Below are 26,931 nucleotides of genomic sequence, written 5' to 3' on the forward strand. Positions count from 1 at the left end.
GCCGGCTAACGTTGCCGGCTTTGTTGGCTCGCGGCAGCGGGATGGGCGGGCACCGAGGGGTCGGCGTCCTTCACGCCGACGAGCGGAATACCCGAACGCAGCAGCGCGAACCACGAGATTCCCGCGACGGCCATCGAGAGCACGATGATGGCGCCCACGCCGACGATGAAGTTCGGCCAGGGCAATACGGCGAGCACCATGCCGACGCACCCGATCGCCGTATGGGCGAAGTTGATGAGCGACGATGCCGCACCCGTATCGCCTTCCTGTTGGGATAGGAGGACGTTCGTGCTGTACGGACGCACGCACGCTTCGGTGATGGCGAACACGAGGAACGTCGCGCAGAACAGGTACGGCGATAGCTCGCCGAGCGCAAGCATCGCAACACCGGAAACCAACGCGACGGCGATGATGATCGTCGTGAAGCGCCGCGTGCTCGTATAGCGCGACGCTTTGAGCCAGATGAGAGGTCCTGCGGCGGTGAGCAGGGCGGCGATCGCGAAGAAGTAGCTGTACTCGAGTTCGCTCAACCCGAAGAACGTGATGTAGATATAGGAGCCTACGGCGATGTAGGCCATGAACGGCAGGTTGTACAGCCCGACGATGCACAGAAACGAAGTGAAGCCCTTGTTCTTGGCGACGGTGCCGAGCTGCGCGATGCTGCCGAAAACCGTACCTTGGTACCGCGCTTGCGCGGGAAGCGTTTCTCGGTAGAGCAGAGCGAGCACGGCGCACACGAGTCCGATTCCCGAGAGAACCCAAAACGTCATGTGCCAATCGGCAACCTGGAGGATCAGCGCGCCGATAACCGGTGCGAGCACGGGTCCGACCACGAACATAACCTGCACGATCGAGAGGATCGCTTCGCGTTTTTCGGGGATGATCGCGTCCTTGACGATGGCGGTCGAAACGGCGCTGACCGCTCCCGCCCCGAGCGCCTGCACGACGCGCATGCCGATGAGCACCCAGATGTCGGGAGCCATTGCGCACAGGGCGCTCGCCGCCGTGTAGGCGACCATGCCGGCGACCAACACGGGCTTGCGGCCGTAGCGGTCGCTTGTCGGCCCGAAGACGAGCAGGCCGATTGCGAAGAAGAGGTAGTATCCCGCAAGCGTCAGGTTGACGGTGCCCGCGTCGGTTTCGAAGTACTCGGTCATATGGGGCACGGCGGGCGTGTACATGTCGAGCGAAAGGGGCGTCACGAGGCTTGTGACGACAAGCAGGGCGACGAGCCCGATGGGTCCGAGGTATTTTTGTGGTTGGACGAGCCACCGGTTCAGGTTCATAGAACATCTCCTCCTGTTCATAGAACGCGACCCGATTAGGGGATTACAAGGGAGGTACTTTAGCGAAACGTTGCGCCGACGCCGCGCAATCTGCCGATCACCATAAAGACACCATTTCTTCATGGGCGGTAAACGGGCAGATGAGAGACTTAGCACCTAAAGGAATATCTTCGGTTCGTGATAGAATAAACGACGGATTGCCGGCGGGCACGCAAGGGGGCGCAGCAGTGAAGAAACTCGGAATACTCGGTGGAATGGGTCCCGAATCGACGCTTATGTACTACAGGGAAATCGCCATGCGCTACAGGGAGCGTATGGGCGCCGACGAGTTTCCCCGCCTGACCATCGAGGCGCTCGACATGTACCGAGCCGTTGGTTTGTGCAAGTCCGATAGGCTTGACGAACTGGTCGAATACCTTGTCTCAGGGTTGGAGAGCCTCGAAGCGGCCGGAGCCGATTTTGCGGTGCTCGCGTCGAATACGCCCCATGTGGTGTTCGATAGGCTGCAGGAACGCTCGCGCATTCCCCTCATCAGCATCGTCGAGACCGCATGCGACGCTGCGGCCTCTCAGCGGATCGGCAGGATCGCCTGGCTGGGCACGGGGTTCACGATGGCGCATCCCTATTTCGAAGAGGCGTTTCGCCGTCATGGCATCGAAGTTGTGTCGCCGAACGAGGAGGATCGCATCCGCATCGACGGAATCATCGCCGACGAGCTCGAGTTCGGCATCGTGCGTGCCGAATCGAAGCGCGCGATCGACGCCGTACTCGAAGCCCTACGTGACGAGCGGGGCATCGAAGCGGCGGTTCTCGGATGCACGGAGCTTCCGCTCATGTACGACGGCGCATCGGCACCCGTCCCCCTGTTCGATACCGCACGGCTCCATATCGAGAGGATCATGGACGTTTTGTTCGAAGAGAATTGAAAGGACCAGCATGATTGACGTCAACGCGTTTCGCAGCATCTCCTATGGGCTCTATCTCATAGCTTCCCATGGCGACGGTGGACGAGCGGGGTGTACGGTGAACACGTTTACCCAGGTTACCTCGGATCCTTTGCAGGTGAGCGTAGCGGTGAACAAGGATAACCACACCGCTTCGATCATCGAGCAGGCCGGCAGGTACACGGCGGTCAGCCTGTCTCAAGACGCGTCGATGGACCTTATCGGCAAATTCGGTTTCTTCTGCAGCCGCGATGTCGACAAGTTCGAGCCGTTCGCGGTCGAAACGGATGCCTCGGGCTGCCCCTACATCGCCGAGCAGGCGGTGGCGCGCTTCTCGGTCGAGGTGACCGATTCGGTCGATCTCGGCACGCATATGCTGTTCATCGGAACCGTGGTCGAAGCGGAGCGGCTTTCCGACGACGAACCGATGACGTACGCGTACTACCATGCGGTCAAGGGCGGGAAAACGCCGCCGAAGGCATCGAGCTTCATAGCCGATCGCATCGGGGACGCCGTGCCCCCGTCTGCCTCCGGCGATGCCGACGCGCATGAGGACGCTCCGAAAATCCGCTACGGGTGGCGGTGCACCATCTGCGGCCACGTCGAAGAGGTCGACGAGCTGCCCGATGGTTTTTCCTGTCCGATCTGCGGGGTGGGCAAGGAGCTGTTCGAGAAAATCGAGCTGTAGGCCGTCCGATCGAGCTGAAGATCGTCTGGGAAAGACAGGCCGCCTTCCGGGCGGCCTGCAAGCGGTCTGCATCTTATCGACGAGCGGTGTCCCATGCAAGAAACGCCCAGGTTACGATGCGTGTGCAATCGAGCTTGAACGGCTTTTGCGGCATGCCCTTCTTGTCGGGTTCGCCCGCCTCGGGATTGGCGACGAGGTGCTGTTCGGTCCATGTGCGAAGGCGGTCGAGCGCTGCGGAGGTTTCGGGCGACTCCTTGTCGGACACCGCGTCGAGCACCATGCGCGAAAAGCCGTCGTAGGCGTCGTCGAAGCTCTCGAACGTGTCGGTTCTCGTGCTTTTGATGTAGCTCACCTCGGGCATGATCCCTTCGCCGACGAGGATGTTGAACGCGTAGAGGAAATCGTTGCCGAACTCGTTTTTCACACCGATATCCGAAAGGATGCGCTCGTCCATCCGCGGCGAAGAGCCGGTCGAGAGCGTGATGCACACGCGGCGGCGCGCTACCGAGGTCAGGCGCATGAGCGCGGCCTTCATGTCCGATACCGCGATCGAGCGCGATGCGATGGCCACATCGGTCATACCCTCGCGCACGCCGTGTGCCTCCCAGTCGTCCTCCCAGCTCATGAGTTTGGGGAACACGGTCGCAATGCCTTTCTCGGCGAGTTCTTCGTCGAGTATGTCGAGCATGCCCTGCGAGAAATCGGCGGCGACCACCTTATGGCCCTCGCGTCCGAGGGGAATGGAGAGCGCGCCTGTTCCGCAGCCCATGTCGAACACCGTTTCGCCCGGCTCGATGCGGGCGAGTTCGAGGAAGCGGTCGACGTAAGCGTTCGGGGCGTCTTTGGTGGAGAACGTCTTCGAGCGTTTGTCCCAATACGCGGAGTTATCCGCCTTGCGTCGAGCGATCTGCAGGCGCTTCCATTCTTCGTTCCAGTCGGTCGTGGAAAGCAGAGGTGTGAAGTTTTGCGTCATGGGGTCCCTTTCGCCGTACGGAGCATCCAAGTTCAAGTACTATACTAGCAAACTGCGATTCGGTTCGCGCTCTCGGCGGCCGAACAATCTCTCGAACCGATTGGAGCGTACGAGCTAATGCAAGTCGAGCTTCTCTACCATACCCCCGATCCCGAGCGCGCCATCGCAACGGCGGCGCGGCTGTGCTATGCGCCTGTCGGCGCGTCGGAGCTCATGGAAACCATGCCCGAGGATCGGGTGAAAAGCGTGCTCTCGACGATCATGAAGAGCGGTCATTTCTCGACGCTCGAGCACGCCAGCTACACGTTCGCCGTTGACGGCGTGTCCCGTGCACTGACCCACCAGCTCGTGCGCCATCGTATCGCGAGCTTCAATCAGCAAAGCCAACGCTACGTGAAGTACACCGAGGGCCTGTCGGTTATCAAGCCCGAGAGCGTTGCCGCCGACGCTGCAACCGAGCGGGTTTTCGACGAGGCCATCGCCGCGTCGCTTGAGGCCTATGCGAAGCTGCTTGAAGCGGGCGTTCCCGCCGAGGATGCGCGCTACCTTCTGCCCAACGCCGCCGAGACGAAGATCGTCATCACCATGAACGTGCGCGAGCTTCTGCATTTCTTCGGCTTGCGCTGCTGCAACCGCGCGCAGTGGGAGATACGCGCGATGGCCGACGAGATGCTCGCGCTCGCGAAGCCGACCGCGCCCTACATCTTCATGGACGCCGGTGCGCCCTGCATCCGCGGAGCGTGTCCCGAGGGTAAAATGACCTGCGGAAACCCCTATCCGCGCGTAACGAGGGATTAACATGGCCGAAAAGAAGAGCGATCTTTCGCGCGCGTTCAAGGAGGACGGCGCGCTCAAGACGCACGTGGGCGGCCAGGCGCTCATCGAGGGCATCATGATGCGCGGCAAGTACAATTGGTCGGTCGCCGTGCGCGAGCCGGGCGGCGACATCTACACCGAGGAGCACGATCTCAATTCGGGCAAGCAGAAGAACGGCTGGATGTACAAGCCGCTCGTGCGCGGGTGCCGCGCGCTCGTGGAGTCGCTCGTGCTCGGCTACAAGGCGCTCGAGATCGCCGCGCTCCACGCGTTCGCGGAGGAGCCCGACGAGAAGGAAACCGGCCAGGCGATCCCAGGTGACGAGTCCGCTCGGGCGGCGGTGCTCGCCGAGGCCGACGGGGAATCCTCGGGCACGATGGCCTCCGGCGCCGCCGAGGCGAAGGCGGATGTAACATCCGATGCCGATGTCCCGCTCGGTGCCGACGGCGAAAAACCCTTCTCCTGGAAAGACGATTTCGGACGCCCCGATACGATGATCGACGCCTTGGGCGCGCAGGCCGAGCTCAAGGTCGAGCACATCGAGGAGTCGGCTGGCGAGCGCGAAAGGCGCGCCGAGGAGATGGCCGCCGCCGAGGGCGCGCTGCTCGAAGGCGAGTTTTCCGAGCCGAACGAGAAGCAGAAGAAGTCGTTCATGGACGAGGAGGTCGAGTTCGGCAAGAAGGAGATGGCCATCTCGATGGTGCTCGGACTCGTGCTCGGCGTCGTGCTGTTCATCGTGGCCCCCGCCTTCATCACCAACCTCATCGTAGGCGAGTACGATCAGAACACGCTTCTGTGGAACGTGGTCGACGGCCTGCTGCGCGTGGCGGTGTTCGTATTCTACATCTGGCTGATCGGTCGGATGGGGGAGATCAAGCGCATGTTCGGCTACCACGGCGCCGAGCACAAGACGATCCACTGCTATGAGCACGGCCTTCCCCTCACGCCCGAGAACGCGCGGAGCTTTCCGCGCCTGCACGTGCGCTGCGGCACGGCGTTTCTCATCATGGTCATGGTCATCGCGATCATCGTGTACACGATCACGCCCCTGAACGCGCTCATCGCCGCGCTCGGTGTACCCGACGGAGCGCCGAAGCTCATCCTGGTCATCTTCGTGCGCATCCTGCTCATGCCCGTGATCGCCGGCATCTCCTACGAGATCACGGTGAAATGGGCGGGCAGCCATCCCGACAACCCGCTCGTGAAGGTCATATTGTGGCCGGGCATGCAGATGCAGTACCTCACCACGAACGAGCCCGACGACGGTCAGATCGAATGCGCTATCGCGGCCATGCAGCTCGTGCTGGAGCGCGAGCAGGCCGAGGAAGCCGCGCTCAAGGGCGAGGCGGTGCCGAGCGAAAGCAAGCAGGCGGATGAAGCCGTTGCCGTGCGGGAGCCTGCCGAGGTTCGCGCCTGGCATGCGGGTTCGCCCGATCCCGAGCGCGAGATGGCGGCGGACTGGGTGACGGAGGCTCGTGCCTGACATGCGGGTTCGCCATCGCGCAAAGCTCGCATGCGACGGTGAGCGTTTGCCTGCGGGAAAACCCGTGCGACGCGCGGGCTGCTGCGGAAGCGAGGGCTCGCGTCTGACGGCGTCCGTTACATGTACGAGGCGATCTTGCGCGCTTCGGCGAGGTCTTTCGCGAAGCGCGCCGCGTTCTTGGCGGGCAGTCCGTCGCGGTTGAGCCAGATGGGTTCGATGCCGAGCGAGGCGGGGCAGCGGTAGTCCCCGTCGACCGAATCGCCGATATGGACGACTTCGTAGGTCTTCAAGCCGGTCTGATCGAGGGCGTAGCGGAATATCCGCGGGTCGGGCTTCGCGTAGCGCGCCTGCTCGCTGGTGAACACGCCCGCGCACGCGATGCCGTGGGCGGCCATTGCGGCTTTAACGTATTTGTCATCGCTGTTGGTGACGAGGTACACGGGCACATCGACGCTTTCGAGAAAGGGTTTCGCGTCGTCGTACAGCGGCGGCGCGCACCAGTGCTCCACCATGAGATCGCACAGTTCGACGGGATCCTCGTCGGCATCGAAGCGCTCGACGGTCTCCTCGAAGCTCTTGAGCGCAAGCTCGTACTGCGGGCGGTAGGCGTCGCCCGAGAACTCGTCCATAAGCTGGTGGAACGAACGATGCCAGTACCTGACGACGTCTTCGGCGCGCTCGGCGTTCCCGCTTTCGAAGACGCGGTTGATAACCTCGTAGGACTTCGGTCCGTTCTCGTGGACCAGCGTACCGTAGAAATCGCAGAACACCGCTTTAACCATTGCCATCCTTCCCTCGGTGCGACCTTTCGCATTGTACGATAAGGGCGCCGATCCGCAAAATCGACGCTGCGCGAGCTCGATCGGCGCTGCCGTCCGAGAGCGCCCGCCACCGCGCTGGAACCGGCGGGCGCCCGCAGGATCTTTGCAGCGCGGGGTTGCCGTCGGTGCTGTGCGGGTACGTGTCTCGGCAACGGTGCGGATTCGGCGGCGTTGGGGCCGTCCGCCGTTCAGCAAGGATCGCCTATGCGGGGCAGCTGGTGGTTGGCTGGCGTTTTACTGCGTCGAACGGACGCGTGCCGGTTCTGGCTGTGCAGCAAAGGCGAATCTGGCAGAAAATTCGACCTGTGTCAATTATGTAACCAGCTACCTTGCTATCGATACGGCAAATCTTCGAGAAATGCCTGGTCGCAAATTTTGCATGTCGTGAGTGGCAGATACTTACCCTATTATATTTTGACACAGGTCGAATTTTCTGCCAGATTCGGGCATCTCGCGGCTAAACCGCCATCGGAGTACGTCCTTTCGAAGCGCGAGATCGCTTTCGGGCGTTGCGGGGCCGTCGGCGGCGGTTTGCAACGGTGGGTGATTTTTCGAAAACCGCCGTCGCCGCGCGCCGATGAGGACTGTATCAGCATTGGCTTAACGACGGGAGATCGACAACGGGAGCTAGCGAAGGGGTCCCTGAGCAGCGTCTGCATCGGGGGCGTCCCGATTCGGCAACGTAACCGTCAAGCCGCCGTTACCAAACGTGTTCCCTTGCAGCGCTACAATACGTCCATGCATTTTCGCTGTTTGGCGGCATGCCGCGTTTGGAGGCGGCTGCCGCGATTGCGGCGGTTTCGCCATACGGGCGTGTCGGACGAGTGTACGGGAGCAACCATGATATCAGTTCGCAACATTACGAAGAACTTCGGCAGGGTCGAGGCGCTTAAAGGCGTTTCGCTCGAGGTCGAAGAGGGGGAGAAGGTCGTCGTCATCGGCCCGTCCGGCTCGGGCAAGAGCGTTCTCATCCGCTGCATCAACGCTTTGGAGGTACCCGATTCCGGGGAGATCGTCGTCGACGGCATGAACCTTTCCGACCGCAAGGTGAATTCGCGCGCGCTGGCGCGCGAGGTCGCCATGGTGTTCCAAAGCTACAACCTCTATCCCCACAAGACCGTGCTCGAGAACGTAACGCTCGCGCCCGTGAAGGTGCTCAAGGTGGATAAGGCGGAGGCCGAGAAAACCGGTCGCGCCTACCTCGAGCGCGTGGGCCTTTCCGACAAGGTCGACAAGTACCCCGACCAGCTTTCAGGCGGCCAGCAACAGCGCGTGGCCATCGCCCGCGCCCTCAACATGCATCCCAAGATCATGCTGCTCGACGAGCCGACGAGTGCGCTCGACCCCGAGATGGTGCAAGAAGTGCTCGACGTTATCAAATCGCTCGCCGAAACGAACATGACCATCGTGATGGTTACCCACGAGATGGGGCTCGCGCGCGAGGCGGCCGACAAGGTCGTATTCATGGAGAACGGACTGGTCGTCGACCAGGGCACCCCCTCCCATATATTCGACGAGACAGGCAACGAGCGCATCCAGAGCTTCCTGTCGAAGATTCTCTAGGTGATGCGCATGCTGACCAGGAGAGATTTCATACGTTTTTCGGCGCTCGCCGCAGGAGCCATAGCCGTCGGCGGGGGTCTTGCGGGATGCGCGAGCGGTGACGTGCTGCGCGTGGGCACTAAGATCGACGTGCCGGGCTTCGGCTTCCAGAACCCCGAATCGGGCAACATCGAGGGCTTCGAGGTGGACATCGCCCGCGAGCTCGCCGCCCGCATCAAGGGCGACCCGAACAAGCTCGAAGTGACGGGCGTGAACGTGACCACCCGCGGCATCATGCTCGACAACGGCACGCTCGATGCGACGCTCGCCACCTTCACCATCACCGAGGCTCGCAAGAAGAGCTACAACTTCTCGCAGCCGTACTTCACCGACCACATCGGCGTGCTCGTGAAGAAGGATGCGGGCATTACCGAACTCGCCGACCTCGACGGCAAGACCGTCGGCGTGGCTTCGAGCGCGACGACGCGCGACAAGCTCACCCAGGCGGGCGACGAGATCGGCATTCACATGCAGTTCGCCGAGTACGCCACCTACCCCGAGATCAAGATCGCGCTCGTGACGGGGCGCGTCGACGCGTTTTCGGTCGACCGTTCGATACTCATGGGCTATCTCGACGATTCGACGATGCTGCTCGACGCGCAGTTCGCGCCGCAGGAGTACGGCATCGCCACCAAGAAGACCAACACCGAGCTGGCCGGGCAGATCGACGATGCGCTCCAGGACATGATGGACGACGGCACCCTTGCCGCCCTCGAAGAGAAATGGGGGCTCGAAGATGCTTGATGCGTTCGCACCGTTCAAATGGGAGGCGCTGTTCGCCCGTTGGCCCGAGATCCTCTCGGCCTTCGGCACGACGGTTCTCATATCGTTTTTCGCGCTCATTCTGGCGCTTGCGCTCGGCGTGATCTTCGGCGTGCTATCGGTTTCCCGCTTTGCGCCTTTGCGTGCCATCACGCGCGTCTACGTGGAAGTGGTCCAGAACGTGCCGTTGCTTCTGCAGGCGTTCGTGTTCTACGCGCTTCTGCCGCTCATCGGCATCAACATGACCACCATGTACATCGGCATCTTCGCCATCGGCATCTACCACGGCGGCTACATCTCCGAGGTTGTGAGAAGCGGTATCGGGTCGATCCATCGCGGGCAGTTCGAGGCGGCGAAGAGCCAGGGCTTCAGCTACTGGCAATCGATGTTCATCATCATCCTGCCCCAGGCCATGCGCATCATCCTGCCGCCTTTGGCCGTGCAGGCCGCCAACCTCGTGAAGAACACCTCGATTCTGGCGTTCTTCGTGGGCGGCGAGATCATGTACTTCTCCAACTCGTTCGCTGGATCGACGAGCTACTACGGCCCGGTGTATTTGGTGGCGGCGGTGCTGTACTTCATCATCTGCTTCCCGCTTTCGCGCCTGGCGCTGTACCTCGAGCGGCGCACTCGCTCGCACAAGCACGTGACCACGGGCGATGCGACCGAGCACTTGGCCACCGACCCCACCGAGGTTACGCCCGGCTCGCACGACATCACCGGCCATACGGCTGCCGAGAGCTTGGCGGCGGGCATCCAGACGATGCATGAGACCGTCGACATCGCGCCTGCGGTCGTGGCCCCCTCGCCGCGCCACCCGCTCCACGTGATCGTCGATCCGAACGACCCCGATTCGATCCGCCGCGCCTATCCGATCACCGGGCGGCGAGCTGCCGAGATCGCCGACGAGATCGGACGCGAGCTGCAGCAGCAGATCGAGGACGAGTGCGACGGCGACGAAGCGTGCATGCGCCGCAAGACCCATACGAAGGCCGGGCGCACGGGCGCCAAGCGCAAGCTTCTGGCCAAGAAGATCGTCCAGGAGGCGGCGGACAACCCCGAGGTTGCCGACGCGCTCGCGGACCGCATGGCCAAAGGAGCGCTCTCGGTGGAGCGCACCGAGGCGAACAAGCGGGCTGCGCGGGAGGCCGCCGAGCGGGCGAAGGCCGCGAAGCAGGAAGCCGCGCAGGTGGTATCCGAGGCGAAGGAGGCCGTCAAGAAGGCCGCTGCCGCCGTCGAGGATTCGGGATCGCTTCCGAAGATCACCGATGCGCAGGCGGCTTCGGCGAAGGCTGCCGAAGAGGCGGCGCTCGGCGAGGAAGCGTTCGGCGACAACGAGTTTCTCGCCGACCAGATCGCAACGCTCGAGAGACTCCATGAGAGCCTCGGCGGCGACGCGGGCGAAAGCCCGAGCGGCACAGCCGAGTCGGGCGACGGCGAGAACGCGCGCGACGTCGAGCCGATCGACGCTGCGGGCACCGATCCCGAGGACGCGTTCTTTGGCCGCGAGGGCGCAAGTGGCTCTGGCGCGGGTGGACCAGCCACACGCGGCAGCGACTCTGGCGCGAGTGCGGAAGGCGCCGATAACGGCGGCGGTTCTGCCGCGCACGGCGGCGACGGCGGCTCTGCATCGCGCGGCACCGACGGACGAGGGGAGGCGAGGTAGCTATGGCAGAGCTCTTTACCTGGATCAACATGCGGTTCTTGCTGCAGGGCCTCGGCATGACGCTCGTCATTTCGGCCATCGCGATCGTGTGCTCCATCGTGCTCGGCACGGTCATCTCGATCATGCGTACCTCGAACAACCGCGTGCTCTCAGCCATCGCGACGGTGTACATCGAGATTTTCAAGAACACGCCGTTGCTTCTGTGGATCATGTTCACGTTCTTCGTGGCCCAGCTGCCGCCGCTCGGGGCAGCGGTGCTCGCGTTCACGCTCTTCACGAGTGCGAGCGTTGCCGAGATCGTGCGCGGCGGCCTGGCGAGTGTGCCGTTCGGCCAGTACGAAGCGGCTAAGAGCCAGGGCTTCTCGATCGTGCAGACCTACGTGCTCATCATCCTGCCGCAGGCGCTGCGCAACATGATTCCCGCGCTGCTCTCGCAGTTCGTGACCACCATCAAGGATACGAGCTTCCTCTGGGGCGCGATGGCGGTCCAAGAGCTCATGGGTCGCGGCATGATCCTCATGAACAGCTACAACTCAACCGAGCAGATCTTCGCGATCTTCGGCATCATGGCCGTGCTGTACTTCATCGTGTGCTTCACGCTCTCCCAGATCGTGCGCGCCTACCAGCGCAAGCTCAAAAGGGAGCGCACGAGCTAGCCGCGCTGCCTGGAATCAAGCCAGTCGCCAAGCACCGCTCGGGCATTCCGGGCGGTGCTTGGCGTTTCTGCACGTATCCACCTACCGAGTGCGGGCTGGGCTTCGGCCAATGTCCGCGAAGGGCTTTCGTGCGATGTTTTCGAATGTGAAAACACCTTCTCTGACGGCATAAAGCCTGGTCGCGATTTTCGAAAGAGCGATTTTGCGTGTAAAATCGTCGCACGAAAGCCCTTCGCGGACAGCGAACGGTGCGCGGCAGGCGGCTGGTGATGGGCGGCGGACAGCGAGCGGTGCGCGGCAGGCGGCTGGTGATGGGCGGCGGACTGCGAGCGGTGCGCCGCAGGTGATGCGCCGCGTCCGCCGCGTTGGGGTGACGATCGGGGCCTACGCCGCCTGGTCGAGGTACTGCTCGGCGTATTGCAGGTAGGGGAGGTAGGCCTGTGCCGTTTCGGGGATCTTCATGGTGACGTTTTGGCCGTAGGCGTTGACGGTGATGTACTCGGGATCGTCGTAGTAGGTGATCGTGCCGTCGAGGCCGGCGTAGCTGCCCGAAAGCGAGCCCATCTCCTCGGCGCTGTTCGGAAGCACGGCTGCCTCCCAGTTTTGGATGTCGAGGCTGTAGACGATCTGCGCGCAATCGGCCTCGCTCAAGCCGGTTGCTGCCGAGATGGTGTCGAGGTTGTCGTGAAGGGCGTTGGCTGCCTTGTCCTTGAGGCCGCTCATGTCGATGAAGGCGTTCATGCTGGCGGCCTTCACGCCGGCCAGCGGGTCGTTCTCGTCGGACGAGGCCACCGAGGGAACGAACACGATGACGAGGATGCCGACGATGAGGAGCATGATAAGCCCGGTGAAAGCTGCGATGACTTTTTTCACGGTGTGCTCCTTTCGGGTCCGGCCCTGTACGGTTTCTGACGGGTGCCGCCGCTAGTGCATGTATACGTCGTCGATGCTGCTGTTGTTTCCGGGATGCGTTCTGGCTGTGTTTGGCAGGTCGACGGCTTCCCGTGCGTCTAGAGTAATCCAAAATGGAGCGATCCACGAAATGTGCGCCGTATCTTCAACGGGTGCGGACAACATCTCTACGGATTAACCAAAACTACCCGATAAAAAACAATGCTGTCACACGGCTCGAAAATCGTGTATGCTAACAAACTGTTTTGGCTCCGCTGGTGTACCCGCCGTCCAGATTCGATCGGAATCGGCGTGTCCGGACCGAAGCGAGCACCATCCCCGCACACGTAAATAAACGAATGGGGCATCGTGTGGACGAGAGCGCCGGACGGTATCCGGCCGCAAGAACAGGAGGAACCGCGTGAAGCTGGTTGTAACGGAGAAGAACGACGCGGCCCAGAAAATCGCCGACTTGCTCGGTGCGAGCAAACCTAAAGCCGATAAGGTGTATTCGACGCCGGTCTATCGGTTCGAGCTCAACGGGGAGGAATGGGTGACGATCGGCCTGCGCGGCCATATCCTCGAACCCGATTTCGCGCCGTCGCTCGTGTACAAGAAAACCAAGGGCTGGCAGGGCGTGACCGAGGAAGGCGAGGTTATCCCCGCTGCGATTCCTGCGACGCTCGCCAAACCGCCCTTCAAGAAAAAGAAGCCCTTCACGACCGACGGCGTCGAGCTCAAGGCGTGGAAGATGGAGGCGTTGCCGTATCTGGTGTACGCACCCATCGAGAAGCTCCCCAAGGAAAAGGAAATCATCCGCAGCCTCAAGAACCTTGCGAAGAAGGCCGATTCCATCGTGATCGCCACCGACTTCGACCGCGAGGGCGAGTTGATCGGTTCGGATGCTCTCTCCTGCATCCAGGAGGTCAACTCGACCGCACCCGTCTCGCGCGCCCGCTATTCGGCGTTCACCAAAGAGGAGATCACCACCGCGTTTTCGAACCTCGTCGAGCTCGACACCGACCTCGCGTCGGCCGGTGCGTCGCGTCAGGACATCGATCTTATCTGGGGCGCCGTGCTCACGCGCTACCTCACGCTCGTGAAGTTCGCCGGCTACGGCAACGTGCGCTCGTCGGGCCGCGTGCAAACGCCCACGCTCGCCCTCATCGTGGCGAGGGAGCGGGAACGGCTCGCGTTCGTCCCCGAAGACTACTGGGTCATCAAGGGAGCGTTCGGCGAAGGCGACGATGCGTTCGAGGCGCCCCATGAAACCGCCCGCTTCAAGGTGGAATCCGAGGCGCAGGCCGTCATGGCCCACATCGAGGGCAAGACCTCGGCGGTGGTGGCGTCCATCGAGAAGAAGAAGCGCACGGTTGCGCCCCCGGCTCCCTTCAACACCACCTCGCTCATGGCGGCGGCCTCCGCCGAGGGGCTCTCGCCCGCGCGCACGATGCGCATCGCCGAGAGCCTGTACATGGACGGCTACATTTCCTATCCCCGCGTCGACAACACGGTGTATCCCTCATCGCTCGATCTGGCTGAGACGGTGCAGAACCTTGTGGGCAACCCCGCCTACGCGCCGTACTGCAAGGAGCTGCTCGCCAAGGGCAAGCTCACGGCGACGCGCGGCAAGAAGGAAACGACCGACCATCCGCCGATCTACCCCACGAACTCGGCGACGCCCGACGATCTGCCGGCCGCGGAGTACAAGCTCTACAACCTCATCGCGCGGCGCTTTCTGGCCACGCTGTCCGAAGCCGCCGTCGTCGAGGGTACCAAGGTGGGCCTCGAGGTCGGGGGAGAGATGTTCGTCGGCCGCGGCGATGTGCTCGTGAAACAGGGCTTCCGCGCCATCTACCCCTACGGCCTCAAGAAGGACGAGCAGATGCCCGCGCTCGCGGAGGGCCAGTCGATCGCGTTCGGCGGCGCCACATGCACTAAGAAGCAGACCGAGCCGCCCGCGCGCTACAGCCAGGGCAAGCTCATCCAGGAGATGGAGCGCTTGGGGCTCGGTACCAAATCGACCCGCCACTCGATCATCGAGCGCCTCTACGCCGTCAAGTACATCATGAACGATCCGATCGAGCCGTCGCAGCTCGGTATGGCGGTCTGCGACGCGCTCGACAAGTTCGCGCCGCACATCACGCATCCCGAGATGACGGCTGAGCTCGAAAGCGAGATGGACAACATCGCAGCGGGCTCGACCTCGAAAGACGTGGTCGTCACCAACTCGCGTAACCTCCTCTCCGAGCAGCTCGGCGAGCTGATTCCCCATTCGGAAGAGGTCAAGGAGGCGCTCGCCGATGCGGTGGCCGCCGACGCCTACATCGGGAAATGCCCGAAATGCGGCAAGGATCTGCAGCTGCGCGCATCGCAGAAGACCCGTTCGATGTTCATCGGATGCTCGGGATGGCCCGATTGCGACGTGACCTACCCGGTGCCCAAGGGCAAGGTGGAGTCGGTCGAGGAGCCGTGCCCGACGTGCGGCATGCCCCAGATCAAGGTGACCGCATTCCGTTCGAAGCCGCGGACGCTCTGCATCGATCCTGCGTGCGAGACCAACCAGGAGCCCGACGTCGAGGTGGGCGAGTGCCCTGCCTGCAAGGCGGCGGGCAAGACCGCGAAGCTCATCGCGCAGAAGAACCCGCGCACCCTGAAGCGCTTCATCCGCTGCGAGAACTACGAGGAGTGCAACACGGGCTATCCGCTGCCGCAGTACGGCAAGCTCACCGCCACCGACGAGGTGTGCGAGCACTGCGGCGCGCCGATGGTCATCGTCACGACGAACCGAGGCCCCTGGAAGCTCTGCCCGAACTTCGACTGCCCGGGCAAGGAGCAGGACAAGGACAAGGGTGCGAAAAAGGGCGCTTCGGCGAAAAAGGGCACGAAGAGGAGCACCGCGAAGAAGAAATAGCGGTACAATTCTGTATCGATAAGAACCGAAAGGCGGATGCTTTGGTGCTTCCGCCTTTCTCGTCATGGGCATGCGCCCTGACGGCTGTTGGCAACACGAACCCAGAGGAGCGATACAATATGCCCAAGGTAACCATTGTCGGAGCAGGCAACGTCGGAGCGACGGCGGCCCACATCATCGCGTCGAAGAACCTTGCCGACGTCGTGCTCGTCGACGTCGCGGAGGGCCTGCCCCAGGGTAAGGCGCTCGACATGATGCATATGCGCAGTGTCGAGAAGTTCACGGTTTCCGTTACCGGCACGAACGACTACGAGGCCACGAAGGATTCCGACGTGGTGGTCATCACCGCAGGCATCGCCCGCAAGCCCGGCATGACGCGCGAGGATCTGCTCGGCGTGAACGCCGGCATCATGTCCTCGGTCATCGACGCTGCGCTCGAGGCGTCTCCCGATGCCGTCTACATCTGCGTGACGAACCCGCTCGACGTGATGACGTACCTTGCGTACAAGAAGTCGGGCTTGCCCGTAAATCGCCTCATGGGCATGGGCGGCGTGCTCGACTCCTCGCGTCTTTCGTTCGCCGTGTGCGAGAAGCTCGGCTGCATGCCTGAAGACGTGGTCGCCTGGGCGCTCGGCGCGCACGGCGAGGGCATGGTGTGCTGGCCGCGCTACACGACGGTCGAGGGCACGCCCATCACCGAACTCATGAGCGAAGACGACGTGGAAGCCGTCGTCGAGCGCACGGTCAAGGGCGGTGCCGAGGTTGTGGCGCATCTCAAGACCGGCTCGGCCTACTATGCGCCCGGCGCCTCTATCGCCAAGATGGTCGAAGCCATCCTGACGGACAGCAAAGAGGTCATGAGCGTGTGCTCCTACATCGACGGTGAGTACGGCATCGAGGATCTCTACATGAACATCCCGACCCGCCTCGGCAAAAACGGCGTTGAGGAGATCGTCGAGTTCGATCTGACCGACGACGAGCTCGCGAGCCTGCAAGCTTCGGCCGAGAGCGTGCGCGCGGGCCTTGCGAACCTGCCCGAATAGGGAGCGGCACGTGGCCAGAACCATCACAGCGCACGAGGTGGCCGATGCGGTATACGCGGCCATCCCGCGCCTTGCGTGCGTGCTGCCGCCCGATGTGCTCGCCGGTCTTAAGGCCGCGCGGGAGGCGGAAGGCGATCCGCGCGGGCGCATCGTGCTCGACCAGCTCGTGGAGAACGCCCGCATTGCAGAGCGCGACCAGGTGCCCCTTTGCCAGGACACCGGGACGGTGTGGGCGAGCCTTGAGATCGGCCCCGACGTGCTCGTCGCGGGCGACGTGCTCGCGGGTGTCGACGATGCGGTCGCCCGTGCCTACGACGAGGCCCTGCTTCGCAAGTCGGTTGTCGGAAACGCGATCTTCGATCGGACGAACTCGGGCGACAACACCCCGGCGTTCACCGATATCCATCCGGTTTCCGAACCCGGCGTCGCACGGCTGCACATCATGCTCAAGGGCGGCGGTTCGGACAACGCGAGCCGTGTGGTCATGCTCGTTCCCGGGGCGGGCAGGGCGGGCATCGTCGACGCGCTTGTGGACTGCGTGCGGGAGAAGGCGGCCAACGCCTGCCCGCCGCTCGTTATCGGTATCGGCATCGGCGCGACGTTCGACAAGGTGGCGGGGCTCGCGAAGCGCGCGCTCATGAGGCCGATCGATGCGGACGCCCCCGACGAGGAGACGAGGGCTCTCGAAGGGGAGCTGCTTGCCGCCGTCAACGCGACCGGCATCGGAGCCGGCGCGCTCGGCGGATCGCATACGGCGCTCGCCGTACGCGTGGAGACGGCTCCCTGCCACATTGCAGCGCTGCCCCTTGCGATCAACATGGGATGCTCGGCTATGCGGAGGTGCACCGTTGATCTGTAGGAACCTGCCATGCGGCGGCGCGCATATCGTCAAAAGCCCGTTATGCGGAGGTGCACCGTTGATCTGTAGGAACCTGCCATGCGGCGGCGCGCATATCGTCAAAAGCCCGTTATGCGGAGGTGCGTATGAATTATAGGAACCTGACGCTGCCGCTTGCTCGCGAAGACGCTGCAAGCTTGAACGCGGGCGATGCCTGCAAGCTGTCCGGCCCGATGTACACGCTGCGCGACGCCGGCCACATCCGCCTTATCGCCGAACTCGAGGAACGGGGATCGCTTCCCTACGGGCTTTCCGGCCAGACGATCTTCTATGCGGGCCCCACGCCGCCGGCTGCGGGCAGGCCGTTCGGTGCCGTGGGGCCGACAACCGCTTCGCGTATGGACTTTGCAGCTCCCGACCTGCATCGGGCGGGAATCGTGGCAACCGTTGGCAAGGGCGTGCGCTCGGCAGCGGTACATGAAGCCTGCAAAGAGACCGGTTCCGTTTATTTTGTGGCGTGCGGCGGCGCTGCCGCGTTTCTGGCGCGCTGCGTGGAAAGTTCGGAAACCATAAGCTATGATGAACTTGGAACGGAGGCGCTTCGCCGCATCGTGGTGAGGGACTTTCCCGTATTCGTGGGCATCGACGTTCACGGCAACGACATCTATTCGCTGTAATCAGCGGTTTACAAGAGGAACGCATTCGTGGAACAAGGGAAACAACAGGACGGGGCGCATGCCCCCGGCATCTTCATAACGTTCGAGGGAGGCGAGGGCGCCGGTAAATCGACGCACATCCGCTTTCTGGCCGAGGCGCTCGAGGAGCATGGCCGCGAAGTGCTGTGCCTGCGCGAACCCGGCGGCACGGCGGTCGGGGAGCAGCTTCGCTCCATCGTGCTCGACCCCGAAAACGCCGCGTTGTCAGACGAGGCGGAGCTGCTGATCTACGAGGCCGCTCGCGCCCAGATCGTCTCGGAGGTGATCGCGCCTGCGCTTGCGCGGGGCGCCGTGGTGCTGTGCGATCGGTTCTACGATTCGACGATCGCCTACCAGGTGTTCGGCCGTGGGCTCGACCGTTCGTTTGTGGAATCGGCCAACGAGTTCGCCTGCCAGGGCGTCCATCCCGATCGTACCATCCTGCTCACCGTGGGGGATTCTGCCGAGAAGGGCTTGGAGCGCGCTACGCACCAAAGCGCAGCCGATCGACTCGAGCTCGAAGGCGGAGCGTTCCACTCCGAGGTCAACGCGGGCTTCATGGAGATAGCCGCCTCCGAACCCGATCGCATCCGCATCGTGGTTTCGGCTGACAGGAAGTCGGATACGGCACGCAAGGTGTTCTCGGAGCTGTCCGACATCTTTGCATGGATGGCCGATCCCGCAGTGGCCGATGCGGCGTTCTTCAGCAAAATCGACAAGGGCTATTACGGCAATAAGAAAGCATCCGCGTCCCCTGCTCGCGAAGCCGAGCGGACCTGCGGGCGGTGATCGGATATGGCTGACGCGTTCGAGAACATACTCGGCCAGCCCCAGGTGCGCGAGTTTCTGCGCGCCACGATAGCGGGCGGCAAGGTGAGCCATGCCTACCTGTTCACCGGTCCCGCCGGATCGAACAAGACGCTTGCGGCCTATGCGTTCGCCCAATCGATACTCTGCAGCCAAACGGGGTGCGGCGAATGCGACTGCTGCCAGCGGGTCATGCGCAAGAAGCACCCCGACGTGCGCTACTTCGCCCCCGAAGGTGCGGGCGGCTACCTGGTCGATCAGATTCGCGACATCGTGGCCGATACGTCGCTCGCGCCGATCCGCGCGCACAAGAAGGTCTACATTCTCGACCGCGTCGATCTTCTGGGATCCTCCTCGGCCAACGCGTTCCTCAAAACGCTCGAAGAGCCTCCCGACGACGTGGTGCTCATCCTCTTGGGCCGCACGCGCGAAAGCGTGCTTCCGACCATCGTGTCGCGCTGCCAGGTCGTGCCGTTTCGCCACATTCCGGCAACGGAGGCTGCGGGCATCCTCGTGCAGAACACCGGGGCCACGAAGATGGCCGCCGAGATCGCGATACAGGCCTGCGACGGCTCGATCACCAAGGCGATCGAGTTTCTGAAATCGAACGAGCGCATGACGTTTCGGTCCCGCATCCTCGAGGTCCTCTCGTCGCTTGCGCTTGCCGACGATTGGGACGTTCTCACCTACGCCGAGGATCTTGTGGTCCGTGCGAAGGCGCCGCTCGACGTGGTGCGCGCCTCTCAGGAGGAGGAGCTCGCCGAATCCGCCGACTTCCTTGCGAAATCGGCGATCCGGCAGATCGAAGCGCGCAACAAGCGGGCCCTCACCGCGAAGAGCTTCGAATCGCTCCGCCAGATGACCGCCATCATACGCTCGTGGCTCCGCGATGTGCTGGCGGTATGCGCGGGCGTGCCCGAACTTGTCATCAACGCCGACGTGCGGGCAAGCATCGAAGAGGCCGCTGCGAGGACCGACGAGGCTCGTGCTGCGGCGGCGCTTGCGGCCTGCGTCGAAGCCGACAGGGCGTTGACGTATAATGTATCACCTGAAACATGCCTCGATGCGTTGCTGTTCGAGATAAGGAGTACCCTCTATGGTACGGGTAGCACCCATAAAGCTGCAGTATAATCCGAGGACCCTGTGGTTCGATCCGCAGAACCTCGAGATCGGCAAAGGCGACCCGGTCGTTGTGAAAACGGCTCGCGGCACCGAATTCGGCCATGCCGCCGACGACATCATCGAAGTCGACGAAGCCGATATCAAGAAGCTCAAAAGCGAGCTCAAGCCCGTGGTGAGAATCGCAAGCCCCGAAGACGAGTCGAAGGCCGCTGAGATGCAGCGGAAATCCGACGAGGCCCTGCCCGTGTTCAAGGAGATGGCCGCCGAGGCGAGCGAGGACATGCATCCGGTGTCGGTCGAGTACCTGCTCGACGGCGATAAGGCCGTATTTTATTTCGAAGCCGAAGAACGCGTGGACTTCCGCGACCTCGTGCGCAAGCTCGCCTCGCATTTTCATGTGCGCGTCGACATGCGCCAGATCGGCGTGCGCGACGAAGCCCGCATGGTGGGCGGCTTGGGCCATTGCGGCCAGGAGCTGTGCTGCAAGCGGCTCGGCGGCGAGTTCTGCCCCGTCTCGATCCGCATGGCCAAGGAGCAGGACCTCTCGCTGAACCCCCAGAAGATATCCGGCGTATGCGGCCGCCTCATGTGCTGTTTGCGCTACGAGTTCGATGCGTACAAGGAGTTCAAGTCGCGCGCTCCCAAACAGAACGCGATGATCGAAACACCCGAGGGGCCGGCGAAGGTCGTCGAGCTCGATATGCCCAAGGAACTTGTGAGCCTGCGTACCCAGGAGGGTAAAACCGTCAAGATCCCGCTTGCCGAGATGGATACGATCGACGGCGCTACGAGGCCCAACTCGGTGAGCGCCGACGTATTCGACGCGTACGCGAACCGCACGGTGCTCGATGCGCTTACCGATTCGCTGCTCATCACGCCGCACTTCACGGGCGAGGACAAGCTCGGCGATGCGAAGGCGCGCAAATCGTCGAAGGGTTCCAAGAGCCGCTCGGGCGCATCGAAGCAACGCAAGGGTTCCGAGCCGGCACCCGAAACGCGCAAGCCGCGCCGCAGACGTTCGACGACGGTGGGCGCCGATGGCGAATCTTCGGCGGGCGAAGCCAAGAAGCAGGGCGGATCGGGACAGCAGAAGAAGCGTTCGGGTCAGAGAAAGAAGCAGGGCCAGGGGCGCGGACAGAACCAGAGCCAGAACCAAAATCAGAACCAGAGCCAAGGGCAAAGCCAGAACAAGGGGCAGCAACCCAAGAAGCAAGGCCAGCGCCAAGCGAACAAGCAGGGTCAGCGCCAGGGTCAGGGTCCCCGTCCCGGGCAGAAGTCCTCGGGCCTGCGCAACGCCGAAGGCGCGCAGGCCAAGAATGCGCCCAAGCAGCAACAGCGCACTCAGTCGGACGGGGGCGAAGGAGCCCATCGCAAGACGAGGCGGCGCAGCCACAAGGCCGGAAGCGGCGAAGGAGGAAACCCTGCGGGAGGCGGCAATGAATAGCGGCGAATCCTACGAATACGCGCTTCTGACCGACCTCTATCAGCTGACGATGGCGCAGGGCTACTGGGAGTCCGGCAAAACCGACGACATGGCCTGCTTCCATATGTACTTCCGCGAAAACCCGTTCAAGGGCGGGTTCGCGATAGCGTGCGGTATGGCTCAGCTCGCCGAAATGGTGGAGACGTTCTCGTTTTCGGATGACGATATCGAATACCTCGCATCGCTGCCGGCTCCGGGCACCGGGATGCTCTTCGACCCCGCGTTTCTCGAGTACGTGCGCGCGCTCGAGCTCGATGTGGACATCGATGCGGTGCACGAGGGCACGGTCGTGTTCGCAGGCGAGCCGCTCGTGCGCGTCATGGGTCCCATCATGCATTGCCAGTTGCTCGAGACGGCCCTGCTGAATTGCGTGAACTTCCAAACGCTTATCGCAACGAAAGCGGCTCGCGTCTGCCTTGCGGCGGGCGATGCGCCGGTGGCGGAGTTCGGGCTGCGCCGCGCCCAAGGTGCGGGCGGCGGCCTTTGGGCGAGCAGGGCTGCCGTTGTGGGCGGCTGCGCTTCGACGAGCAACGTGCTTGCGGGCAAGCTCTACGGCATCCCCGTTTCGGGTACGCACGCCCATTCGTGGGTCATGTCGTTCTCGTCCGAGCTCGAGGCGTTTCGAGCCTATGCGAAAGCGATGCCCGAGAACTGCGTGCTGCTCGTGGATACCTACGATGTGAAGCAAGGGATCGAAAACGCCGTAACGGTGGGTCTCGAGATGCGGGAGCGAGGCGATAGGCTCGCCGGCATCCGCATCGATTCGGGCGACCTTGCGTGGCTTTCCAAGATGGCGCGCGCCCGCCTCGACGAAGCGGGCCTGTCCGACTGCGGCATCGTGCTTTCCAACGATCTCGACGAGTACACGATCCAATCGCTGCGCGACCAGGGTGCGAGTGTTACGTCGTACGGCGTGGGCACCAAGTTGGCGACCGCCTACGATCAACCGACGCTCGGGGGCGTGTACAAGCTGTCTGCTACGAAGAACGCAGGCGAGGCCGTATGGCGCGATCGCATCAAGATCACCGAACAGGCGGCCAAGCTCACCGTTCCCGGCGTACTCGACGTACGGCGCTACTACCATGAAGACGGGCGCCTTGCGGGCGATATGGTATTCGACGCGAACCATGGCGTTTCCGAACGGGAGCTCATCGTCGACCCCTCCGATAGCCTGCGACGCAAGGTTCTTTCGGGCAAGCGCTTTGAAACGCTGCTTGCGCCTCTCGCGCGCTCGGGGAAGGCCGTGCTCGAGGCGGGCGACCGCGATGCCATGAGCGCTCGCGAGCGCGCGTTCGCCCAAGTGGCCACGCTCGATGAGAGTCAGAAGCGCATGCTCAACCCGCATTCTTACCCCGTCGGTCTGGAATGTGGTCTTTTTGAGCGTCGAAACAATCTGGTTGTGCAATTGCGGGGCTTTGAGTAGTTTTAGGGGAAGCGCTTGCGCATCGAACCTCGGACCCCGGTCCGAGGTTCGATGGGCGGTTGCAGACGAAGACGAGAGGATACCATGATCAAGATCATCACCGACTCGGTAGCATCGATACCCTCTGACATGCTTGCTGGCAAGCCGGTCGAGGTTGTGACGCTCTACGTCAACAGGGACGGCGTCGAGTACGCCGATGCCGCGATGGACCTCGACGAGTTCTACGCCGACATCTACGATATGATCGACAGCATTCCCACTTCGAGCCAGCCTTCGCAGCACACGCTCGAAGAGGTGTTCGAGCGCGCCGCTTCGGCGGGCGACGAAGTCTTGGGCATCTTCATCTCGTCGCATCTTTCGGGTACGTTCGACGGCGCTCTGCGCGCCGCCCGTGCCGTCAAAGCGCGCAATATCGATTTCACCTATCGCATCGTGGACTCCACCTCGTGCGGCTTCGACGAAGGCTGGGCGGTTCTCGCCGCAGCGGACGCTGCGGCGGCGGGAGGGGATCTCGATGCGTGCACCGCTTCGGCGCTCTCATCGATGCAGGCGAGCCGCTTCCTCTTCACTCCCGAAACGCTTACGTTCTTGCAGAAGGGCGGTCGCATCGGCGGTGCGGCGGCTTTGCTCGGCAACCTCATCCAGCTCTCGCCGGTGCTTACCGTGCGCGACGGGAGCGCCACGACGTTCGCGAAGGTGCGCACGCGTAAGAAGGCGCTCGAGAAGATCGTCCAGACGTTTCTCGACGATGTCGAGGCGCACGGGCTCAAGAACGTGGTCGTCCACTACATCGGCGACAAAACGCCTGCCTTGGAGTGGGCGAAAAACGTTATCGAGCCGCTCGTCGGCTCGTCGGTGCGCGTGCTTCCCGTGAGTCCCGTCATCGGATTGCATGTGGGTCCTGCCGTAGGCATCGCCTACGAATGCAAGCAGGCTTTGCAGAATAAAATCAACGGTTCCGTCCAGTCGCTGTGCGTACAATAGGAGAATGCGATGTGTAGCATGCAGCACCAGTGCAATCTGATCATCGATTCATGCTGCGATCTTCCCTTCGAGGTGGTGAACCGCGAAGGCATCGACCTCATCGAGTTTCCCTACATCATGAGCGACGGGGAGCATGCCGACGACCTGTACCAGACCACGAGCGCACACGATTTCTTCCAGGCGATGAGGGACGGGGAAACCCCCTCGACTGCCCAGATATCCGTGGCGACGCTGCAGAAGGCGTTCGGGCGCGCCGTCGAAAGCGGTATCCCGACTGTGTTTTTGAGCTTCTCGAGCGGTCTTTCGGGCAGCTTCGACGTTGCCGCTATGGTGATGGATCAGGTAAAGGCCGAAAATCCCGATGCCGAGCTCTACATCGTCGATACGAGGCTCGCTTCGGTTGCCGAGGGTCTGCTCGTCTACGAAGCCATACGGCAGCGCGACAAGGGGCTGACGGCCAAGGAGCTCGCCCAGTGGGCCGAAGAGGCTTTGAACTACGTGGATGCCGAGTTCATGGTCGACGATCTCGAATCGCTCAGACGCGGCGGGCGCATACCGGGTTCGGTAGCCTATGCAGGCTCGAAGCTCGACGTGAAACCGCTGTTGACCATCGACTGCGAAGGCAAGTTGACCCTGTCGGGCGTCGCCCGTGGGCGCAAGAAGGGCATCAAGCAGCTCGTCGATTACTATGAGAAGCGCGTAGCATCGAAAAGCCCCGGCCAATGCGTGGTCATAGCGCATTCGGACTGCCCAAAAGATGCCGAGCGGCTCAAAGACATGCTATCCAAAGTTGACGACAGCATCCTGTTTCTGGAAAGCTTTATCGGCCCCGTTATCGGCAGTCATGTCGGCCCGGGGATGATCGCCGTGGTATTCTGGGGATACGATCAACGCGAGGAAATGTCGGTTGCCGATAAGATCGCGCGTAGGGTTAAGGGAAACTAACGCTCGGCTATCGGGTCGAAGCGATGTAAGGGGTGCGATGATGGGCAAGACGTTTGTGTTCGCGGGCGATACCGCTATCGGGGCCGTGTTGGCCGACAACTTGGTGAAAGCCGGATACGAGGCCGCTTGCGATGTCGCCTCCGCCGACGTGGTTTTCACGTTCTGCGCTTCGCAGACCGATCTCGAGGACGTGTACTTCGATTCCGAAGGACTTGTGCAGATCGCGGGGAAAGGGGCCTGGCTCGTCGATTTGAGCCCCTCGACGCCCGGTTTCGCGCGTGAGCTCAACGCCGTTGCCATCGTGAGCGAACTGCATGCCATCGAAGCGCCGCTCGCCGTGCGCGATGCGACTATCGAGCGTGCCTACTCCGACGCCGCGAACCTCATCTGCTTCGTCGCATCCGAAGACGAAGCGGAGATCGCCGAAATCACACCGATGCTCAAGGCGCTTGCCGGCACGGTCGAGCCGACCGGTACGCCCGGGTCGGCGCAGCTAGCCCGCGCGACGCTCACGCTCAATACCGCATCCCAGCTCGTTTCGGTCATGGAGGCCGATGCGCTGTGCCGCGCCTCGGGCGCGCAGAGCTCGGGCGCATTCCGTTTCGCCCGAGAGCAGGGATTCATCACCGAGGCGGCGGCGCGGCTCTACGGCGCCGTAGTCGAGAAGCGCTTCATGGGCGAATATTCGGTGCGCATCTGCATGGCGGAGCTTTCCGCCGCGCTCATGGCTGCCGACGATATCGATCTTATCCTGCCGGGAGCCGAAGCCGGCTTGCACCTGCTCGAGCTGTTGGCGGTCATCGGCGGTACCGATATGGCGGTTTCGACGCTCAGCCTCGTGTACGGCGAGGAAGCGGCCTGCGCAGCGCAGGGCCTCGACTGGACGCGAGCCGAGCAGGCGTACGGCGACATGGAAGACGATGACGAGTGCGATTGCGGCGGAGAGCACCATCATCACGACGAGTATCCCGGCGGCTTCGGCGGGTATTCGGCCAACTAGCTTGCGGCGTACGGCAGCCTTGCCCGAAAACGGCGATATCAACGAATTCGGCGGCGATCGTCTTCTCGCGGGTTCCTCGCGCATCCCCGAACCGCCGGCGATCGCCCGTCAAGCCGACGGCGAATTCGATTCGTCGGCGATCGCCCGTCAAGCCGATAACGGGTTCGATCCGTCCCCGAGCGCTCCCGAGCGCTGTATGCTCTGTCCCCGCGCATGCGGAGCGCGGCGGTCTTCGGGGGAGCGCGGGATCTGCGGGGCGGAGGACGGCCTCGTCGTCGCGCGCGCGGCGCTCCATTTCTGGGAGGAGCCGCCGATCAGCGGAAACGCGGGAAGCGGAACCGTGTTCTTCAGTCATTGCCCGCTTCGATGCGTGTACTGTCAAAATCACGAGATCGCTGCTGGGAGGGCCGGCAAGCGCATCACGGCCGAGCGGCTTGCCGGGATATTCCTCGAGCTTCAGGACGAAGGTGCGCTCAACATCAACCTGGTTACGCCGACCCACTACCTTCCCCAGATCAAACACGCCATCGATGCGGCGCGCGAGCGGGGGCTCGCGCTTCCGATCGTATACAATACCTCGGGCTACGAAACGGTGGCCGCCGTGCGGTCGCTTGCCGGTTACGTCGACGTCTATCTGACCGATTTCAAGTACTGGTCGAGCGGGGCGGCCCGCGCCTATTCCCATGCGCCCGAATACCGCGATGTCGCCGCTTCCGCCCTCGACGAAATGGTCGCGCAGGCGGGGGCGCCAGAATACCGCGAGGTTGCGGGGGAGGACGGCCCCGTTCTGGCGAGCGGGGTGGTGGTGCGGCACATGATGCTGCCCGGCCTTCTTGACGATTCGCGGCATCTCGTGGCGTTTCTTGCCGAGCGCTACGGCGCATCGATCGCACTCAGCCTCATGAACCAATATACGCCCCTGCGCACGTTTCCCGATCATCCCGAGTTGAACGAGCGGGTGGGCGATGCCGATTACGAGGCGCTGCTCGACTTCGCCGACGAGCTCGGCATCGAGGAGTATTTCTGGCAGGAAGGCGAAGCCGCCCTCGAGAGCTTCGTTCCCGCTTTCGACGGGAGCGGGGTGTAGGG

The 26,931-nt window shown here is 62.9% G+C and carries 24 protein-coding genes; 20 read left to right on the forward strand and 4 right to left on the reverse strand.

Annotated features, from left to right (window positions below; genetic code table 11):
• Positions 1-5 precede the first annotated feature (5 nt).
• Positions 6-1,286: an MFS transporter gene (locus MWL89_RS05980; protein WP_244412129.1), complete on the reverse strand. Its 1,281-nt coding sequence runs from the start codon at positions 1,284-1,286 to the stop codon at positions 6-8.
• Positions 1,287-1,513: 227 nt separating this feature from the next.
• Between MWL89_RS05980 and MWL89_RS05985 the strand changes: the two genes are divergently transcribed.
• Together MWL89_RS05985 and MWL89_RS05990 are read left to right on the forward strand one after the other, a co-directional pair.
• Positions 1,514-2,212 carry an aspartate/glutamate racemase family protein gene (locus tag MWL89_RS05985; protein ID WP_244412131.1) on the forward strand — a complete coding sequence of 233 codons (699 nt, stop codon included), beginning with the start codon at positions 1,514-1,516 and terminating at the stop codon, positions 2,210-2,212.
• Between the two features lie 10 nt (positions 2,213-2,222).
• Positions 2,223-2,918 carry a flavin reductase gene (locus tag MWL89_RS05990; RefSeq protein ID WP_244412133.1) on the forward strand — a complete coding sequence of 232 codons (696 nt, stop codon included), beginning with the start codon at positions 2,223-2,225 and terminating at the stop codon, positions 2,916-2,918.
• 73 nt (positions 2,919-2,991) lie between these two features.
• Here MWL89_RS05990 and MWL89_RS05995 read toward each other — a convergent pair whose 3' ends face one another.
• A complete protein-coding gene (locus tag MWL89_RS05995) occupies positions 2,992-3,891 on the reverse strand; it encodes a class I SAM-dependent methyltransferase (RefSeq protein WP_244412135.1) in 900 nt (299 codons plus the stop codon).
• Positions 3,892-4,008: 117 nt separating this feature from the next.
• Here MWL89_RS05995 and thyX point away from each other — a divergent pair, with 117 nt between their 5' ends.
• Both thyX and MWL89_RS06005 read left to right on the forward strand, forming a co-directional pair.
• Entirely contained in the window at positions 4,009-4,689 is a 681-nt protein-coding gene (gene thyX / locus MWL89_RS06000; protein ID WP_244412137.1) for an FAD-dependent thymidylate synthase, read from the forward strand.
• A 1-nt stretch (position 4,690) separates the two neighbouring features.
• On the forward strand, positions 4,691-6,190 hold the full coding sequence (locus MWL89_RS06005; protein ID WP_244412139.1) for a DUF1385 domain-containing protein: 1,500 nt from the start codon (positions 4,691-4,693) through the stop codon (positions 6,188-6,190).
• A gap of 116 nt (positions 6,191-6,306) precedes the next feature.
• Here MWL89_RS06005 and MWL89_RS06010 read toward each other — a convergent pair whose 3' ends face one another.
• A complete protein-coding gene (locus MWL89_RS06010) occupies positions 6,307-6,972 on the reverse strand; it encodes an HAD family hydrolase (RefSeq protein ID WP_244412141.1) in 666 nt (221 codons plus the stop codon).
• Between the two features lie 879 nt (positions 6,973-7,851).
• Between MWL89_RS06010 and MWL89_RS06015 the strand changes: the two genes are divergently transcribed.
• From MWL89_RS06015 to MWL89_RS06030, 4 genes are read left to right on the forward strand one after another with little or no spacing between them, the layout of a single operon-like run.
• Positions 7,852-8,574, forward strand: a complete 723-nt coding sequence (locus tag MWL89_RS06015; protein ID WP_102378546.1) for an amino acid ABC transporter ATP-binding protein — start codon at positions 7,852-7,854, stop codon at positions 8,572-8,574.
• Between the two features lie 9 nt (positions 8,575-8,583).
• Positions 8,584-9,357 (forward strand): transporter substrate-binding domain-containing protein, encoded by a 774-nt coding sequence (locus MWL89_RS06020; protein ID WP_102379566.1) that lies wholly within the window; start codon positions 8,584-8,586, stop codon positions 9,355-9,357.
• Positions 9,350-11,041, forward strand: coding sequence for an ABC transporter permease subunit (locus MWL89_RS06025; protein ID WP_244412143.1), 1,692 nt, complete (start codon positions 9,350-9,352; stop codon positions 11,039-11,041). Before MWL89_RS06020 ends, MWL89_RS06025 begins: the two co-directional genes overlap by 8 nt.
• Before the next feature lie 2 nt (positions 11,042-11,043).
• Complete coding sequence (locus tag MWL89_RS06030) at positions 11,044-11,697, forward strand: amino acid ABC transporter permease (protein ID WP_102379565.1); 654 nt, start codon at positions 11,044-11,046, stop codon at positions 11,695-11,697.
• A gap of 384 nt (positions 11,698-12,081) precedes the next feature.
• On the opposite strand, the gene MWL89_RS06035 is transcribed toward MWL89_RS06030, so the two are convergent.
• Positions 12,082-12,570, reverse strand: a complete 489-nt coding sequence (locus tag MWL89_RS06035) for a hypothetical protein (RefSeq protein WP_244412145.1) — start codon at positions 12,568-12,570, stop codon at positions 12,082-12,084.
• A gap of 439 nt (positions 12,571-13,009) precedes the next feature.
• On the opposite strand from MWL89_RS06035, the gene MWL89_RS06040 reads away from it, so the two are divergent.
• From MWL89_RS06040 to MWL89_RS06095, 12 genes are all read left to right on the forward strand, one after another.
• Entirely contained in the window at positions 13,010-15,502 is a 2,493-nt protein-coding gene (locus tag MWL89_RS06040; protein ID WP_244412147.1) for a DNA topoisomerase I, read from the forward strand.
• Positions 15,503-15,621: 119 nt separating this feature from the next.
• The gene (mdh, locus tag MWL89_RS06045) at positions 15,622-16,545 is read left to right on the forward strand and encodes a malate dehydrogenase (RefSeq protein ID WP_244412148.1); all 924 of its coding nucleotides are present in this window, start codon (positions 15,622-15,624) and stop codon (positions 16,543-16,545) included.
• A 10-nt stretch (positions 16,546-16,555) separates the two neighbouring features.
• Complete coding sequence (locus MWL89_RS06050; RefSeq protein WP_244412150.1) at positions 16,556-17,404, forward strand: fumarate hydratase; 849 nt, start codon at positions 16,556-16,558, stop codon at positions 17,402-17,404.
• A 125-nt stretch (positions 17,405-17,529) separates the two neighbouring features.
• Positions 17,530-18,060, forward strand: a complete 531-nt coding sequence (locus MWL89_RS06055) for a fumarate hydratase C-terminal domain-containing protein (protein ID WP_244412151.1) — start codon at positions 17,530-17,532, stop codon at positions 18,058-18,060.
• A 27-nt stretch (positions 18,061-18,087) separates the two neighbouring features.
• Positions 18,088-18,867: a dTMP kinase gene (tmk, locus tag MWL89_RS06060; protein ID WP_244412153.1), complete on the forward strand. Its 780-nt coding sequence runs from the start codon at positions 18,088-18,090 to the stop codon at positions 18,865-18,867.
• A gap of 6 nt (positions 18,868-18,873) precedes the next feature.
• The gene (locus tag MWL89_RS06065; RefSeq protein ID WP_244412155.1) at positions 18,874-20,016 is read left to right on the forward strand and encodes a DNA polymerase III subunit; all 1,143 of its coding nucleotides are present in this window, start codon (positions 18,874-18,876) and stop codon (positions 20,014-20,016) included.
• Positions 19,982-21,451 carry a regulatory iron-sulfur-containing complex subunit RicT gene (locus MWL89_RS06070; protein ID WP_244412157.1) on the forward strand — a complete coding sequence of 490 codons (1,470 nt, stop codon included), beginning with the start codon at positions 19,982-19,984 and terminating at the stop codon, positions 21,449-21,451. The genes MWL89_RS06065 and MWL89_RS06070 overlap by 35 nt, the downstream gene beginning before the upstream one ends.
• Positions 21,444-22,913, forward strand: a complete 1,470-nt coding sequence (locus MWL89_RS06075; protein WP_244412158.1) for a nicotinate phosphoribosyltransferase — start codon at positions 21,444-21,446, stop codon at positions 22,911-22,913. The genes MWL89_RS06070 and MWL89_RS06075 overlap by 8 nt, the downstream gene beginning before the upstream one ends.
• Positions 22,914-22,997: 84 nt before the next feature.
• Positions 22,998-23,897, forward strand: coding sequence for a DegV family protein (locus tag MWL89_RS06080; RefSeq protein WP_244412159.1), 900 nt, complete (start codon positions 22,998-23,000; stop codon positions 23,895-23,897).
• A gap of 18 nt (positions 23,898-23,915) precedes the next feature.
• Positions 23,916-24,842 carry a DegV family protein gene (locus tag MWL89_RS06085; protein WP_244412587.1) on the forward strand — a complete coding sequence of 309 codons (927 nt, stop codon included), beginning with the start codon at positions 23,916-23,918 and terminating at the stop codon, positions 24,840-24,842.
• Between the two features lie 37 nt (positions 24,843-24,879).
• Positions 24,880-25,842, forward strand: a complete 963-nt coding sequence (locus MWL89_RS06090; protein WP_244412161.1) for an NAD(P)-binding domain-containing protein — start codon at positions 24,880-24,882, stop codon at positions 25,840-25,842.
• Complete coding sequence (locus MWL89_RS06095; protein WP_341801949.1) at positions 25,763-26,929, forward strand: radical SAM protein; 1,167 nt, start codon at positions 25,763-25,765, stop codon at positions 26,927-26,929. The genes MWL89_RS06090 and MWL89_RS06095 overlap by 80 nt, the downstream gene beginning before the upstream one ends.
• Positions 26,930-26,931 lie beyond the last annotated feature (2 nt).

This window comes from Raoultibacter timonensis (assembly GCF_022845715.1).
Classification (GTDB): Bacteria; Actinomycetota; Coriobacteriia; order Coriobacteriales; family Eggerthellaceae; genus Raoultibacter; species Raoultibacter timonensis.